Source organism: Streptomyces sp. G7(2002) (genome assembly GCF_028870195.1).
Classification (GTDB): Bacteria; Actinomycetota; Actinomycetes; order Streptomycetales; family Streptomycetaceae; genus Streptomyces; species Streptomyces nigrescens.
On sequence record NZ_CP102609.1, the window covers coordinates 7,126,765 to 7,143,505 of the forward strand.

General features: G+C 65.5%; 6 protein-coding genes, 3 rRNA genes and 1 pseudogene. 8 read left to right on the forward strand and 2 right to left on the reverse strand.

Annotated features, from left to right (window positions below; translation table 11 throughout):
- Nucleotides 1-256 precede the first annotated feature (256 nt).
- The 6 genes from NUT86_RS30405 (at nt 257) to rrf (ending at nt 12,654) form a co-directional block, all read left to right on the forward strand.
- On the forward strand, nt 257-2,230 hold the full coding sequence (locus NUT86_RS30405) for an NAD(P)-binding protein (protein ID WP_274740670.1): 1,974 nt from the start codon (nt 257-259) through the stop codon (nt 2,228-2,230).
- A gap of 409 nt (nt 2,231-2,639) precedes the next feature.
- A complete protein-coding gene (locus tag NUT86_RS30410) occupies nt 2,640-4,691 on the forward strand; it encodes an APC family permease (RefSeq protein ID WP_127153391.1) in 2,052 nt (683 codons plus the stop codon).
- 388 nt (nt 4,692-5,079) lie between these two features.
- Nucleotides 5,080-6,408: a class I SAM-dependent RNA methyltransferase gene (locus NUT86_RS30415; RefSeq protein WP_159485738.1), complete on the forward strand. Its 1,329-nt coding sequence runs from the start codon at nt 5,080-5,082 to the stop codon at nt 6,406-6,408.
- Nucleotides 6,409-7,514: 1,106 nt separating this feature from the next.
- Nucleotides 7,515-9,043, forward strand: a 16S ribosomal RNA gene (locus tag NUT86_RS30420).
- 300 nt (nt 9,044-9,343) lie between these two features.
- Nucleotides 9,344-12,463, forward strand: a 23S ribosomal RNA gene (locus tag NUT86_RS30425).
- Nucleotides 12,464-12,537: 74 nt separating this feature from the next.
- Nucleotides 12,538-12,654 (forward strand): 5S ribosomal RNA (rrf, locus tag NUT86_RS30430).
- Together the 16S, 23S and 5S rRNA genes form the textbook arrangement of a ribosomal RNA operon.
- 368 nt (nt 12,655-13,022) lie before the next feature.
- Here the strand turns inward: rrf and NUT86_RS40505 are convergent.
- Nucleotides 13,023-13,280, reverse strand: coding sequence for a hypothetical protein (locus NUT86_RS40505; RefSeq protein ID WP_159485736.1), 258 nt, complete (start codon nt 13,278-13,280; stop codon nt 13,023-13,025).
- Between the two features lie 201 nt (nt 13,281-13,481).
- Between NUT86_RS40505 and NUT86_RS30440 the strand changes: the two are divergent.
- Nucleotides 13,482-14,243 (forward strand): annotated as a pseudogene (locus NUT86_RS30440) (transposase family protein); the annotation flags it as partial.
- Nucleotides 14,244-14,399: 156 nt separating this feature from the next.
- Nucleotides 14,400-16,517: a DUF2075 domain-containing protein gene (locus NUT86_RS30445; protein ID WP_229838438.1), complete on the forward strand. Its 2,118-nt coding sequence runs from the start codon at nt 14,400-14,402 to the stop codon at nt 16,515-16,517.
- A gap of 56 nt (nt 16,518-16,573) precedes the next feature.
- On the opposite strand, the gene NUT86_RS30450 is transcribed toward NUT86_RS30445, so the two are convergent.
- Entirely contained in the window at nt 16,574-16,702 is a 129-nt protein-coding gene (locus NUT86_RS30450; protein ID WP_229838396.1) for a DUF6408 family protein, read from the reverse strand.
- Nucleotides 16,703-16,741 lie beyond the last annotated feature (39 nt).

Below are 16,741 nucleotides of genomic sequence, written 5' to 3' on the forward strand. Positions count from 1 at the left end.
ACCGGCGACACGAAGCCACGGCTCGTGACAGGACCGGGTGCGTCAGCGGGAGCGCCGGGCGCACCGTGGTCCGGTACAACCGTAGCCGTAATGGCGGTTCCGGTAAGGGGCGCGGTGGGCAGCGGTCCACAGCGGGTCCGCACCGCCGGTGTGACGGCATCCCGTGCCGGGCTGCGCCGCGCCGGGCCCGTAAGGCACGCTACGAGGTGTGCCCAACCTGCCTCTCCAGCCCCAACAGGGCTCCTACACCTCGCACATGGTGGTCTGCGGCGACGATGCGCTGGCCCATCGTCTGGCCGCCGAACTCCGGGACGTCTACGGCGAACGGGTGACGCTCGTCGTCCCCTCCGCCCGGGAGCCGCACCGCCCCCGCATTCCGCCCCCGGCCCGCGCGCTCGGCCGGGCCGGCGCGCTGCTGGGCCGGATGTCGGCGGCGATGGTGCGTCCGTCGTCACCCGGGTCCGAGGCGCCCGGGGACGGTGCGGAGCCACCGGAGGAGACGGTACGGATCCTGGAGGCGGCGCAGCCGGACGACGCGGCGCTGAGCGAGGCCGGTATCGCCGGGGCGGGCGCGCTGGCTCTGGTCTATGACGACGATGAGCTCAACATCCATGCCGCGCTGCGCGCCCGCCGTCTCAACCCCCGGCTGCGGCTGGTCATCCGGCTCTACAACCGCAAACTCGGCCAGCATCTGGAGGAGTTGCTCGACCAGGCGGCGGCGGTCGCCGCGCTGGACTTAGAAGAGGGCGGGGACGCGGAGGGCGTCGACGCCTCCACGACCGTGCTGTCCGACGCCGACACCGTGGCCCCCGCGCTGGCGGGCGCCGCGGTCGCCGGTACCAGCAAGGTCATCGAGGCGGACGGGCTGCTGCTGCGGGCCGCGGAGCGTACGCCGGTGCCGCCCGGCCGGCCCGGCGCCCCCGGGTTGTGCACCCTGGCGCTGCTCTCCGCGTCCGCCAACGACCCGGCGGACGCGCCCGGTTCGGCGGCCGGTGACGAGGGGCCCGTCCTCCTGCCGGACGATGCGGCGGCCGCGGCCGCCGTCGGCTGCGGCACCGTCGTCCTGGAGACCGTCTCCTATACGGGCCGCCCGGTACGCCGCCGATGGCTCCGGGGCCGGGGCGCCCCGCTCGCGTCCCTCTTCTCCCGGCGGCTGCGCTGGTCCCTGGGCGGGGTCGTCGGTGCGGTGCTGGCGCTGGCCGTCGCGTCCTCCCTGACCCTGGGCGAGGACCCGGTGCACGCCGTCTACCTCTCGCTGCTGGACCTCTTCGCGATCAACGAGCCGGCGATCAACGATCCGGCGCCCCGCAAGGTGCTGCAGCTGCTGTCCGGGCTGACCGGGCTGTTGCTGCTGCCGGTGCTGGTCGCGGCGGCGTTCGAGGGGCTCGGCACCTTCCGCAGCGCCTCGGCGCTGCGCCGTCCGCCGCGCGGGCTGTCGGGCCATGTGGTGCTGCTGGGCCTCGGCAAGGTCGGCACCCGGGTACTGGCGCGGCTGCACGAGATGGGCATCCCCGTGGTGTGCATCGAGGGGGACCCGGAGGCACGGGGCGTTGCCCTGGCCCGCCGGCTGCGGGTGCCGACCGTCCTGGGGGACGTCACACAGGAAGGCGTCCTGGAAGCCGCGATGATCGACCGGGCGGCCACTCTGCTCGCCCTGACCAGCGAGGACACCACGAATCTGGAGGCCGCCCTCTACGCACGCTCGGTCAGTCCCCGGCTACGGGTGACACTGCGGCTGTTCGACGACCGGTTCGCCACCGCCGTCTACCGCACCCTGCGTGCCGCGCACCCAGGGGCGCTGACCCGCAGCCGGAGCGTCACCTACCTGGCCGCACCCGCCTTCGCCGGCGCGATGATGGGGCGCCAGATCCTCGGGGCCATTCCGGTCGAGCGCCGGGTCCTGCTGATCGCCCGGGTGGAGGCACGGGGCCATGCCGCGCTGGAGGGCCGTACGGTCGCCGAGGTGCTGCGGCCGGGGCGGCTGCGGGTGCTGGCGGTCGACACCTCCGCACCCGACGACCCGGAGCCGGACGCCGCGGGCGCCGCCGCCACGCCCCCGCCGGCCGAGGAGCGCACCCCGGCGCGGCTGGTGCACGAGCTCGGCGACGACTATGTCCTGCGGCCGCAGGACCGGGTGCTGCTGGTCGCCACCCGGCAGGGACTGGGCGATCTGCACGTCCGTAACCCGCCGGCGGCCGCGGCCCGGCCGAGCGGCGTCCGGCAGGGGTGACCCGTCCGGCAGGAGCGGCCGGGGGCGGGGGTGACGCGCTCCCCGCCGGCCGACGCCGCGGCGCCCACCGCACGCCCGGGCACGAGGGCCCCTGCTCACCCGCCCCGACCGCCCGCCCCGCCACCTCGCTGTCACCCCGCTGTCACCTCGGAGTCGCGCCCTGTGAAGGCACCGACGCCCCCGTGACGAATGCCACGAAGGCGCCCTGACGGCGTCCGCACGGCGTCCTCACGGCGCCCTGACGAGGTCGTGCCGTGCGTGTGACGTGCGGATCCTGTGGAGGCGTGGCCTGGCGCGCGCCCCTCAGCAGGCCGGACGCGCCCCGGCCGCCCCGCTCTGCTCCTCCACGCCACAGACCGTGCGGGGAGCGGGTGGGCGCAGACCTTGACGAAGGCTTAGCATCCTCTGCGTGTCCAAACTGACCGACGTGCCCAAACGGATCTTGATCGGGCGCGCACTGCGCAGCGACAAGCTCGGGGAAACCCTGCTTCCCAAGCGCATCGCACTCCCCGTCTTCGCCTCCGACCCGCTGTCCTCCGTGGCCTATGCGCCGGGCGAGGTGCTGCTCGTCCTGTCCGTCGCGGGTGTGTCTGCGTACAGCTTCAGCCCCTGGATCGCGGTCGCGGTCGTGGTGCTGATGTTCACCGTCGTCGCGTCGTACCGGCAGAACGTGCACGCCTACCCGAGCGGCGGCGGCGACTACGAGGTGGCCAACACCAACCTCGGTCCCAAGGCCGGTCTCACCGTCGCCAGCGCCCTGCTCGTCGACTATGTGCTGACCGTCGCGGTCTCCATCTCCTCCGGAGTGGAGAACCTGGGCTCCGCGATCCCGTTCGTCGTCGAGCACAAGACCCTGTGCGCGATCGGCATCATCGTGCTGCTGACGCTGATGAACCTGCGTGGCGTCAAGGAATCGGGCAAGCTCTTCGCGATCCCGACCTATGTCTTCGTGGCCGGCGTCTTCATCATGATCATCTGGGGTGTGATCCGCGGCGCCGTCATGGGCGACACCATGAAGGCTCCCACCGCCGACTACACCATCCACGCCGAACAGGGCGGCCTGGCCGGCTTCGCGCTGATCTTCCTGATGCTGCGCGCCTTCTCCTCCGGCTGTGCCGCGCTCACCGGCGTCGAGGCGATCTCCAACGGTGTGCCGGCCTTCCGCAAGCCGAAGTCCAAGAACGCCGCGACCACCCTGGCCCTCATGGGCGGGCTGGCCGTCACCATGTTCTGCGGCATCATCGGCCTCGCGATGGCCACCAACGTCAGGATGGCCGAGACCCCCGCCAAGGACCTGCTCGACCACGGCAAGCCGGTCGGCGCCGACTACACCCAGAACCCGGTCATCTCGCAGGTGGCCGAGGCGGTCTTCGGCAAGGGCAGCCTGCTGTTCGTCGTGCTCGCCGCCGCCACCGCGCTGGTGCTGTTCCTGGCCGCCAACACCGCCTACAACGGCTTCCCGCTGCTCGGCTCGATCCTCGCCCAGGACCGCTATCTGCCGCGCCAGCTGCACACCCGCGGTGACCGCCTGGCGTTCTCCAACGGCATCGTCCTGCTGGCCGGCGCCGCCGCGATCCTGGTCTACCTCTACGGCGCGGACTCCACCCGCCTCATCCAGCTCTACATCGTCGGCGTCTTCGTCTCCTTCACACTCAGCCAGATCGGCATGGTCCGTCACTGGAACCGCCATCTGATCACCGAGAAGGACCCCGCCAAGCGCCGCCGTATGCACCGCTCGCGCGCCATCAACGCCTTCGGCGCCTTCTTCACCGGCCTGGTCCTCGTGGTCGTCCTCCTGACGAAGTTCACCCACGGTGCCTGGGTGGCCCTGCTCGGCATGGTCATCTTCTTCGTGACGATGTCCGCGATCCGCCGCCACTACGACCGGGTCGCCGACGAGATCGCCGCCGAGGACACCCCCGACGACGATGTGGTCCGCCCCTCCCGGGTGCACTCCCTCGTCCTGGTCTCCAAGGTGCACAAGCCCACCCTGCGCGCCCTGAACTACGCCAAGCTGATGCGCTCCGACACCCTCGAAGCGGTCAGCGTGGACGTCGACCAGGCCGACACCAAGGCCCTGCGGGAGGAGTGGGAGCGCCGCGGCATCGAGGTGCCGCTGAAGGTCCTGGCCTCCCCGTACCGCGAGATCACCCGGCCGATCATCGACTATGTGAAGTCGCTGCGCCGGCAGAGCCCGCGCGCCGCCGTCTCCGTCTACATCCCGGAGTACGTCGTCGGCCACTGGTACGAACACCTCCTCCACAACCAGTCCGCACTCCGCCTCAAGGGACGCCTCCTCTTCACCCCCGGCGTCATGGTCACCTCCGTGCCCTGGCAGCTGGACTCCTCCGAGGCCGCCAAGAAGCGCGCCCGCAAGCGCGCCGAGTGGAACGCTCCGGGCGCGGTCCGCCGTGGCCCGGTCGCCCAGCCGAAGAAGGAGAAGGCAGCCACCATGAAGTAGGGGCTGCTACGGGGCGAGAGGCTGGGGCTACGGCACCGCCCTGGCCGGAGGGAGCGGGTGTGCCGGGCGGGCGGGCGGGCGACGGCGCCCGTGCCGACCAGGCGGGGCCTCGGCGCCCCCGACGGCGCACGGGCCGGGGCACCGCCTGGTCGGCACGCACCGCACGGGCCGGGGTGCCGCACGGAACTGCACGCACGCACGGACCGGGGCACCGTGCCGCCCAGGGCACCGTGCCGACCGGGCACCCACGGGCCGGGAGCCACACGGCGGGCCCTGTGCCGACCGGGGCACCGCACCGACCGAGGCACCGCACGCCGGGCCGTAGACTTGACGGTCGGCGTCCCGCCGTACCGCCCCGGCACCACCCCACCCCAGGAGCCCTCCCGCCATGCAGGCAGAACCCAAGAAGTCGCTGGTCGGCGAGGAGTACGAGGTCGAGGTCGGCCCGGTCGCCCACGGTGGCCACTGCGTCGCCCGCACCGACGAGGGCCAGGTCCTCTTCGTACGGCATGCGCTGCCCGGCGAACGCGTCATCGCCCGCGTCACCGACGGCGAGGAGGGCGCCCGCTTCCTGCGCACCGACGCCGTCTCGATCCTGGAGGCCTCCAAGGACAGGGTCGAGGCCCCCTGCCCCTTCTCCGGCCCCGGCCGCTGCGGCGGCTGCGACTGGCAGCACGCCGCGCCCGGCGCCCAGCGCCGCCTGAAGTCCTCGGTCATCGCCGAACAGCTGGAGCGGCTGGCCGGCCTCTCGCCCGAGGAAGCGGGCTGGGACGGCACCGTCGAGCCCGCCCCAGGCGACAAGGTCGCCAAGGGCGAGGTACCCGCCTGGCGCACCCGCGTCCAGTACGCGGTGGACGCCGACGGCCACGCGGGCCTGCGCAAGCACCGCTCCCACGACATCGAGCCGGTCACCCACTGCATGATCGCCGCCCCCGGTGTCTCCGAACTCGGCATCGAGCAGCGCGAATGGCCGCAGATCGCCACCGTCGAGGCGATCGCCGCCACCGGCTCCCACGACCGCCAGGTCATCCTCACCCCCCGCCCCGGCGGCCGCCTCCCCATCGTCGAACTCGACAAGCCGGTCTCGGTCATGAGGGTCGGGGAGAAGGACGGCGGCGTGCACCGCGTCCACGGCCGCCCCTTCGTCCGCGAACGTGCCGCCGGCCGCACCTGGCGCGTCGGCAACGGCGGCTTCTGGCAGGTCCACCCGAAGGCCGCCGACCTCCTGGTCGAGGCCGTCATGCAGGGCCTGATGCCCAAGAAGGGCGACATGGCCCTCGACCTCTACTGCGGCGTCGGCCTCTTCGCCGGCGCCCTCGCCGAACGCGTCGGAGACAAGGGCGCGGTCCTCGGCATCGAATCCGGCAAGCGCGCCGTCGAGGACGCCCGCCACAACCTCGAGGACCTCGACCGCGTCCGCATCGAACACGGCAAGGTCGACCAGATCCTGCCCCGCACCGGCATCACCGACGTCGACCTCGTCGTCCTCGACCCACCCCGCGCCGGCGCCGGCAAGAAAACCGTCACCCACCTCGCCTCCCTCACCCCCCGCCGCATCGCCTACGTAGCCTGCGACCCGGCCGCCCTCGCCCGCGACCTCAAGTACTTCGCCGAGGCGGGGTATGCACCGCGCCGGATGCGGGCGTTTGATTTGTTTCCGATGACGCACCATGTGGAGTGCGTTGTGGTGCTGGAGCGGGCAGCTAAGGGCGCCTGACCTGCGGTCTTGTGATTGCGACGCTGAAATGGCGCTCGCGACGCCCGGCTCTTGTGGTGTCTCAGGCGGTTCCCTCGTCTGCCTGCTCCGGCTCTTCTGACGGGGCCGCCGAGACCGTCGAGGCGCTGTTGGTCGCCGCCGCCGCAACGCCGGGCCTCGGCGCAACTCCTCGAGAGCGCCGAAACCTTCAGCGGAGTGGGAGGGGACAGCACCAACGCTCAAGGCGTCCCTCGCAGTCCCCCTCGCAGGCGGCCTACCACTGCGAGTGCGCTGACCCGGGACAGGTCATCGGAGTGCCCCTGCCTTGTGGGTGCCCCGGTGACCTGGTGCCCCGGTGACCTGGTGGTCCGGCGACCTAGCGGCCCGGGACAGCCCGAACCACCGCGGAAGTGCCCCCCAAGTCGTGCCGCACCCGTAGGATCGTGTAACTTATTCGAGTTGCCACGGAGCCGACAGGCCCCACGGCAGCCATCCCGCCGCTTCAGCGGCACACCACTACCGAACGGCCCCTCACCGGGAACAATTTCGGCATGCCGAAATTCGGACCGGGACTCGATTATGAGCCGCCGAGGGATTCCGCTAAAGTAGTGATCACGCCGAAAGGCGCGAAACCTCTCCGACAGGTAATCGGAATCGAATTCAGACCGGCAACGGACCGAAATCGCTTCTGATAGAGTCGGAAAGGCCGAAAAGCGAAAGCGAAACGGCCGACCCCGCTCCAACAGGGGGCCAGAGACGGAAACAGATCTGGTACGGTTGGAAACGCGAAGAAGCCGAAAGGCGGAAACGCACCGGCGAAAATCGGGCCAGCGAGGATCTGATAGAGTCGGAAACGCAAGACCGAAGGGAAGCGCCCGGAGAGCCTGGTGAAACAGGCACAAAGGAAGCGTCCGTTCCTTGAGAACTCAACAGCGTGCCAAAAGTCAACGCCAGATATGTTGATACCCCGTCCACCGGAAACACTCCGGAGGATGAGGTTCCTTTGAAAAGCCCACCACGGCCCATGCGGTCGGGGTGGCACACACAGCGAGGACGCTGTGAACGAGAGGGCTTATTCCGCCCACTCGTTCCGCTCTCGTGTGTGTTGACCCGATTACGGGTAAACATTCACGGAGAGTTTGATCCTGGCTCAGGACGAACGCTGGCGGCGTGCTTAACACATGCAAGTCGAACGATGAACCTCCTTCGGGAGGGGATTAGTGGCGAACGGGTGAGTAACACGTGGGCAATCTGCCCTTCACTCTGGGACAAGCCCTGGAAACGGGGTCTAATACCGGATACGACTACCGACCGCATGGTCTGGTGGTGGAAAGCTCCGGCGGTGAAGGATGAGCCCGCGGCCTATCAGCTTGTTGGTGGGGTGATGGCCTACCAAGGCGACGACGGGTAGCCGGCCTGAGAGGGCGACCGGCCACACTGGGACTGAGACACGGCCCAGACTCCTACGGGAGGCAGCAGTGGGGAATATTGCACAATGGGCGAAAGCCTGATGCAGCGACGCCGCGTGAGGGATGACGGCCTTCGGGTTGTAAACCTCTTTCAGCAGGGAAGAAGCGAAAGTGACGGTACCTGCAGAAGAAGCGCCGGCTAACTACGTGCCAGCAGCCGCGGTAATACGTAGGGCGCAAGCGTTGTCCGGAATTATTGGGCGTAAAGAGCTCGTAGGCGGCTTGTCACGTCGGATGTGAAAGCCCGGGGCTTAACCCCGGGTCTGCATTCGATACGGGCAGGCTAGAGTTCGGTAGGGGAGATCGGAATTCCTGGTGTAGCGGTGAAATGCGCAGATATCAGGAGGAACACCGGTGGCGAAGGCGGATCTCTGGGCCGATACTGACGCTGAGGAGCGAAAGCGTGGGGAGCGAACAGGATTAGATACCCTGGTAGTCCACGCCGTAAACGTTGGGAACTAGGTGTGGGCGACATTCCACGTCGTCCGTGCCGCAGCTAACGCATTAAGTTCCCCGCCTGGGGAGTACGGCCGCAAGGCTAAAACTCAAAGGAATTGACGGGGGCCCGCACAAGCAGCGGAGCATGTGGCTTAATTCGACGCAACGCGAAGAACCTTACCAAGGCTTGACATACACCGGAAAACCCTGGAGACAGGGTCCCCCTTGTGGTCGGTGTACAGGTGGTGCATGGCTGTCGTCAGCTCGTGTCGTGAGATGTTGGGTTAAGTCCCGCAACGAGCGCAACCCTTGTTCTGTGTTGCCAGCATGCCCTTCGGGGTGATGGGGACTCACAGGAGACTGCCGGGGTCAACTCGGAGGAAGGTGGGGACGACGTCAAGTCATCATGCCCCTTATGTCTTGGGCTGCACACGTGCTACAATGGCCGGTACAATGAGCTGCGATACCGCGAGGTGGAGCGAATCTCAAAAAGCCGGTCTCAGTTCGGATTGGGGTCTGCAACTCGACCCCATGAAGTCGGAGTTGCTAGTAATCGCAGATCAGCATTGCTGCGGTGAATACGTTCCCGGGCCTTGTACACACCGCCCGTCACGTCACGAAAGTCGGTAACACCCGAAGCCGGTGGCCCAACCCCTTGTGGGAGGGAATCGTCGAAGGTGGGACTGGCGATTGGGACGAAGTCGTAACAAGGTAGCCGTACCGGAAGGTGCGGCTGGATCACCTCCTTTCTAAGGAGCATCTAGATCTCGCAAGAGATCCAGAGCCACTACGTCGGCAAATGTTCGACGGTGGTTAGCTCATGGGTGGAACGTTGACTATTCGGCGCACTTGATTGGTTGTCACTAGTACTGCTTCGGCGTGGAACGTGGGGATTGATGGAGTGGGCCGGGCGCGCTGTTGGGTATCTGAGGGTACGGACTGTGAGTCTGGACCTTCGCGATGCCGGCCCCAGTGAACTCAGCCTTCGGGTTGGGGTGGTGGGTGGCTGGTCGTTGCTTGAGAACTGCACAGTGGACGCGAGCATCTGTGGCCAAGTTTTTAAGGGCGCACGGTGGATGCCTTGGCACCAGGAACCGATGAAGGACGTGGGAGGCCACGATAGGCCCCGGGGAGCTGTCAACCGAGCTTTGATCCGGGGGTGTCCGAATGGGGAAACCCGGCAGTCGTCATGGGCTGTCACCCGCTGCTGAACACATAGGCAGTGTGGAGGGAACGCGGGGAAGTGAAACATCTCAGTACCCGCAGGAAGAGAAAACAACCGTGATTCCGGGAGTAGTGGCGAGCGAAACCGGATGAGGCCAAACCAGTCACGTGTGATACCCGGCAGGGGTTGCGTGGTTGGGGTTGTGGGAGTTCTCTTTTGCAGTCTGCCGGCTGTGAGGCAAGTCAGAAACCGTTGGTGTAGGCGAAGGACATGCGAAAGGTCCGGCGTAGAGGGTAAGACCCCCGTAGCTGAAACATCAACGGCTTGCTTGAGAACCACCCAAGTAGCACGGGGCCCGAGAAATCCCGTGTGAATCTGGCGGGACCACCCGTTAAGCCTAAATATTCCCTGGTGACCGATAGCGGATAGTACCGTGAGGGAATGGTGAAAAGTACCGCGGGAGCGGAGTGAAATAGTACCTGAAACCGTGTGCCTACAAGCCGTGGGAGCGTCGCGCAGAGACTTGTCTCTGCGTCGTGACTGCGTGCCTTTTGAAGAATGAGCCTGCGAGTTTGCGGTATGTTGCGAGGTTAACCCGTGTGGGGAAGCCGTAGCGAAAGCGAGTCCGAATAGGGCGTTGAGTAGCGTGCCCAAGACCCGAAGCGGAGTGATCTAGCCATGGGCAGGTTGAAGCGGAGGTAAGACTTCGTGGAGGACCGAACCCACCAGGGTTGAAAACCTGGGGGATGACCTGTGGTTAGGGGTGAAAGGCCAATCAAACTCCGTGATAGCTGGTTCTCCCCGAAATGCATTTAGGTGCAGCGTCGTGTGTTTCTTGCCGGAGGTAGAGCACTGGATAGGCGATGGGCCCTACCGGGTTACTGACCTTAGCCAAACTCCGAATGCCGGTAAGTGAGAGCGCGGCAGTGAGACTGTGGGGGATAAGCTCCATGGTCGAGAGGGAAACAGCCCAGAGCATCGACTAAGGCCCCTAAGCGTGTGCTAAGTGGGAAAGGATGTGGAGTCGCAGAGACAACCAGGAGGTTGGCTTAGAAGCAGCCATCCTTGAAAGAGTGCGTAATAGCTCACTGGTCAAGTGATTCCGCGCCGACAATGTAGCGGGGCTCAAGCACACCGCCGAAGTCGTGTCATTGCAGTAATACTCCTAACGGAGGCTGTGATGGGTAGGGGAGCGTCGTGTGCCGGGTGAAGCAGCCGTGGAAACGAGTTGTGGACGGTTCACGAGTGAGAATGCAGGCATGAGTAGCGATACACACGTGGGAAACGTGTGCGCCGATTGACTAAGGGTTCCTGGGTCAAGCTGATCTGCCCAGGGTAAGTCGGGACCTAAGGCGAGGCCGACAGGCGTAGTCGATGGACAACCGGTTGATATTCCGGTACCCGCTTTGAAACGCCCAATATCGAATCCATTAATGCTAAGGCCGTGAAGCCGGCCTGGAGTCTTCGGACAAAGGGACGTGGTGGAGCCGCCGATCCAAGGTGGTAGTAGGTAAGCGATGGGGTGACGCAGGAAGGTAGTCCAGCCCGGGCGGTGGTTGTCCCGGGGTAAGGGTGTAGCCCGTCATCTAGGCAAATCCGGATGACTTGAGGGTGAGACCTGATGCCGAGCCGATTGTGGTGAAGTGGATGATCCTATGCTGTCGAGAAAAGCCTCTAGCGAGTTTCATGGCGGCCCGTACCCTAAACCGACTCAGGTGGTCAGGTAGAGAATACCGAGGCGTTCGGGTGAACTATGGTTAAGGAACTCGGCAAAATGCCCCCGTAACTTCGGGAGAAGGGGGGCCATTGCTGGTGATGAGTCTTGCACTCTGAGCTGGTGGTGGCCGCAGAGACCAGCGAGAAGCGACTGTTTACTAAAAACACAGGTCCGTGCGAAGCCGTAAGGCGATGTATACGGACTGACGCCTGCCCGGTGCTGGAACGTTAAGGGGACCGGTTAGTCAACTTTCGGGTTGGCGAAGCTGAGAACTTAAGCGCCAGTAAACGGCGGTGGTAACTATAACCATCCTAAGGTAGCGAAATTCCTTGTCGGGTAAGTTCCGACCTGCACGAATGGCGTAACGACTTCTCGACTGTCTCAACCATAGGCCCGGTGAAATTGCATTACGAGTAAAGATGCTCGTTTCGCGCAGCAGGACGGAAAGACCCCGGGACCTTTACTATAGCTTGATATTGGTGTTCGGTTCGGCTTGTGTAGGATAGGTGGGAGACTTTGAAGCGGCCACGCCAGTGGTTGTGGAGTCATTGTTGAAATACCACTCTGGTCGTGCTGGATGTCTAACCTGGGTCCGTGATCCGGATCAGGGACAGTGTCTGGTGGGTAGTTTAACTGGGGCGGTTGCCTCCTAAAGAGTAACGGAGGCGCCCAAAGGTTCCCTCAGCCTGGTTGGCAATCAGGTGTTGAGTGTAAGTGCACAAGGGAGCTTGACTGTGAGACTGACGGGTCGAGCAGGTACGAAAGTAGGGACTAGTGATCCGGCGGTGGCTTGTGGAAGCGCCGTCGCTCAACGGATAAAAGGTACCCCGGGGATAACAGGCTGATCTTCCCCAAGAGTCCATATCGACGGGATGGTTTGGCACCTCGATGTCGGCTCGTCGCATCCTGGGGCTGGAGTCGGTCCCAAGGGTTGGGCTGTTCGCCCATTAAAGCGGTACGCGAGCTGGGTTTAGAACGTCGTGAGACAGTTCGGTCCCTATCCGCTGTGCGCGTAGGAGTCTTGAGAAGGGCTGTCCCTAGTACGAGAGGACCGGGACGGACGAACCTCTGGTGTGCCAGTTGTCCTGCCAAGGGCATGGCTGGTTGGCTACGTTCGGAAAGGATAACCGCTGAAAGCATCTAAGCGGGAAGCCTGCTTCGAGATGAGGACTCCCACCCCCTTTGAGGGGTTAAGGCTCCCAGTAGACGACTGGGTTGATAGGCCAGATATGGAAGCCCGGTAACGGGTGGAGTTGACTGGTACTAATAGGCCGAGGGCTTGTCCTCAGTTGCTCGCGTCCACTGTGTAGGTTCTGAAGTAACGACCTGTGTCTTTGCCGGGTTGGTTAACTTCATAGTGTTTCGGTGGTCATTGCGTTAGGGAAACGCCCGGTTACATTCCGAACCCGGAAGCTAAGCCTTTCAGCGCCGATGGTACTGCAGGGGGGACCCTGTGGGAGAGTAGGACGCCGCCGAACAATCATTGTGGGAAAGCCCCGCACCTTATGGTGCGGGGCTTTTCTGCGTTCAGGGCCCGTCAGCCACCTCCCATGCGCCGGTAGCCTGCGCCGGCTTTACAGGGTCATCAGTCGAGGCCGTCGGAGGGAAGGGCACCGGATAGGAATTCCGGGCGCACAGAGGGGCTCCTGAGGGAGCAGGTGACGGCCGCCCCGCCGCTAGGATTCGGCTCCGTTGCGTATGCCACTGCTACGCCGCCCTGCTAGATACCCCTGTCCTGCAAAAAGCCCTCCGTGACGGCGGGCTGGACACAGTACGGCAAGAGCGTGCCGGCCGGACTCGAATTTGGGCCCAAGTGTCTAAGGGCTGTCCTGTAAGTGGGGTTCATTCAGGCGAAGCCCAGCGGTACGTGCTTCTCGATGCAGAGCCGCAGGACGGTCGCCAGCTTGCGACCGTCCTCGATGTGCTGGTGAAGCATGTCGTCGCCATCCTGTGCCCACTGATCGGTGATGGTCTCCAGGCGGGGCAGAATCGCCGCGCAGTCGGCGGGCGAGAGGTCGTCACCGCCGTCGTCCGGATGATCGAGGAGTGGCTCCAGCGCAGTGGGCACCTCGCTCCACGGCCGTTCGCCGCCGAAGCCCCACATCTCGGAGAGCGTGAAACCCTCAGCCTGAGCCAGACGCCGCCGGAACGCAGCAAAGCCGCTGTAGGACCAGGAGACATCAGGACTGCTCGTGTCTCCATCGCCCGGAAAAAGAACCGAGCCCCATGCGCCCTCCCTGCCCCGCGTGCTGAGCACACAGGATCGACGAGATAGGGCAGGACCGGCAACCGAGATGATCTCCGCCTGGCTGCTGTGATCACTGCGTCGGAGTCGTCCTGGATAGCCCCGTTCACCGGGGGCTGAGCCCACGGCAGTTCGGCAATCTGGTCACTGCTCTGCGGCGCGAGGGAGTGGATCCGGTACGCAGAGGGAGTGGATCCGGTACGTAAGGGTCGGCCGTGGGGTCTGCCGTTGGAGGACCGGGTCCTGATGGTGGCCGCGTACTGGCGCACCAGCTTGACCTTGAGGCATCTCGCGCCGCTCTTCGGCGTCTCAAAGTCGGCAGCCGACCGCGTCGTCGATCACCTTGGGCCGTCACTCGCGCGCTGGTTCGGCGGTTCACGCGGTTGCGCGAAGGTGCTGAATGGTGGACGGGCGCCGGCATCCGCCGGTTGGCGCTGGGCTGGTCGAGGCGCTCGGCTCACTTGTTGTCGGTCGGTCGTGGGCGGAGGCGGAGGCGGAGGCGGGCGGCGGCTACGTTAGGTTGGAGGCGGAGGTCGGAACGGCGCGGAGGTGGGTCTCTGAACGGCAGGCCGCCGTCTGAACCAGGACCGTGTTCGATGCTGGTGGCGCGACGCGGTGATGCCGTCATCCACCGTCGGTGATGGTGGGATGCCGACTCCGGGCCTGGGGCGCTGCTCCCATCGCAAGGTCCGCGCCCGCGTAGAGCACGCCTTCGCCCGTACGAAGACCTGGAAGATCCTCCGCGACTGCCGCCTCAAGGGCGACGGCGTGCGCCATGCCATGCTCGGCATCGCCCGCGTGCACAACCTCACCCTCGCCGGTGACGGAAAACAGGCTGGTCAAGCAGCCTGTCTTAGATCATTTACGGGACAGCCCTTAAGATCACCACATCCGAACTGCGGCCCGACGGGCTTCCTGAACAGGACATGCCCCCACCCGCACGAGTCTCTCGTGCCTTGGGGGAACCACCTCGTGTCCATGCTCCTGCTGAAGCTTTCGGCGCAGGATCTGCTTACTCTCGATTCGCGTGACCGGATGGTGCCGCACCTTGCTGCCCGGTGGCGGTACTTCCGGGGAGCAGACGCATCGGAGTCGGAGCGTTCCGCATGGGCGGAGAGCCTGGTGAGCCTCGCGAACGACCTGGTTGCGGCGGGACGTGGGAACGTGGAGATGATCGTCGAGTGTGCTGCCACGCTCGATGAGGCGATCTGCCCTGGTGATCCCCGCCTTATCGACGTTGTTCTGGTGGGACGGCATCCAAAGCGTCACGTTGCCTCTGTGCAGTTGGTCGAGTTGAAGCGTTGGTCGACGGTGAGCCGGGTGGAACGGGCGACCGCGGATCTGTTGCACGTGCCGGGCATCAAAGGAGAGAAGAAGCATCCGGCGCTGCAATTGGGCGCATATTACGAGGCGTTCACGAGCGCTCGCGGCCCGTTCCAGGGTGCCGACTTCGAATGTGGCGGTTTCGCCTACCTGCACAATGCCACCGACGATTCCGTTCGGACCCTGATCGACGTGGACGCACCGACTGGCTCCTACGCCCGCATATACACGAGTGATCGGCGCGAGCAGCTGCTGTCCGACCTCAGGAAGCACTTTGCCGAGGACGGTGCGGCCTCCGTGGCCGAGAGGATGTTGCAGAGCATGGGTCTGCGCAACACCCCGCTGCTCGACGCCATGATCTGGTCCCGAGGAGCCGACACCGTCTTCACCCTGCGCGGGCGCCAGAAGGAGGTTGCCGACCAAGTGCTGGAGACGGCTTCGAAGGTCCTGCCGAACCCCCGGCACCCCGCCTTGGTGCCGGATGAGCGGCGGGTGATCTTTCTCGTGACCGGTGGCGCGGGAACGGGCAAGAGTGCGATCGGCCTACAGATCAAGGCAGAGTTGGAGGCCCAAGGCCGTACGGTCAAGTACGCCAGTGGCAGCCGGGCCTTCAACGGGGCCCTTCAAGAGCACGTCGGCTACGGAGATAGGCAGTTCAGGGAGACGTTCACCTATTTCAGTAACTTCGTCACCCCACCCGACCCGCTCTTGGACGTGCTGATCTGCGACGAGGCACATCGTCTCCGGGACCGGTCGACCAGCCGATTCTGGAAACCCGAGGACTGGGGCACGGGCCCACAGGTGGACGAACTCCTCGCGGCGTCCCGCCTGACGGTTTTCTTCCTGGACGAGGGTCAGTCCGTGCGACCGAACGATGTCGGTACCGTTGATCTGATCAGAGAAGCGGCCGAACGGCGCGGCGCTCGGATCGTTTCGTACAAGCTGCGGGAACAATTCCGATGCGGTGGCAGTGACGCCTACGTCCGCTGGGTACGGGCATTGCTCGGAGTGACGGACGAGGAGCCCGGTAAGTGGCGACCGGACGGACTGATGCACATCGAAGTGGCGGACACCCCGGACGATCTCGAACAGATCATTCGTACGGAAGCACTCGCCGGTGCGTCCGCGCGCATGGTCGCCGGCTATTGCTGGCCATGGACGAAGCCGCTCGGCAAGGAGCGAAGGCTGGAGCCCGACGTCCGCATCGGTGAGTGGTACCGGCCGTGGAACGCGGACAGTGAAAGCTTCTGCGAGGACGGGGCGCCGCCGTCGAGGATCTGGTCCGTGAATGAGAACGGCCTCGGCCAGATCGGCTGTGTGTACACGGCGCAGGGGCTGGAATGGGACTGGTGCGGCGTGATCATGGGTGAGGACATGGTGCGCCGCGATGACCGGTGGGTGTTCCGACGGGGCAAGGAACGCAAGACAGCGGAGCCAGGCATCAAGCGGGTCGCCGAGCCGGGTTCGTTCGATCCGAAGGTGAAAGCCGGCAGTGTCGACGACGAGGAATTCGCACGGCTCGTCCGGCACGCCTATCACGTGCTGATGACCCGGGCCAGCCGCGCCACGGTCCTCTATTCCACGGACAAGGAGACCCGGGACTATCTCAAGAAACTCGTCGGCACGGCCGAGATCCACGGATTGCGTCCCACCTGGGAGAACTTGCCAGTGGAGGCGCGTATGCCGCATCTTCCTCGGCCGGGCCGAGGACGGGGCAAGGGAAGACGTCGTAAGGGTGCGGGGTCGCAGGCGCCTGATCTACGGCTGTTCTGAGTAGCGCTGTTGCACGAGTGAGGTGGCGGGCTCACCGGGCCCGCCACCGGTCTGCGCTAGAAGAGCAGACTTGCAACCGCCACCAGGGCCGTCACCAGAAGGTTGGAGACGACTTCGGCAGCGATCTCGATCAGGATCGCGCGGATCCTTTCACGACGCGCAGACTTGTACTCGACCGAGGTCATGGCCACTCCAAAGCAGTGAGATCGGAATGGCAGGGGGAC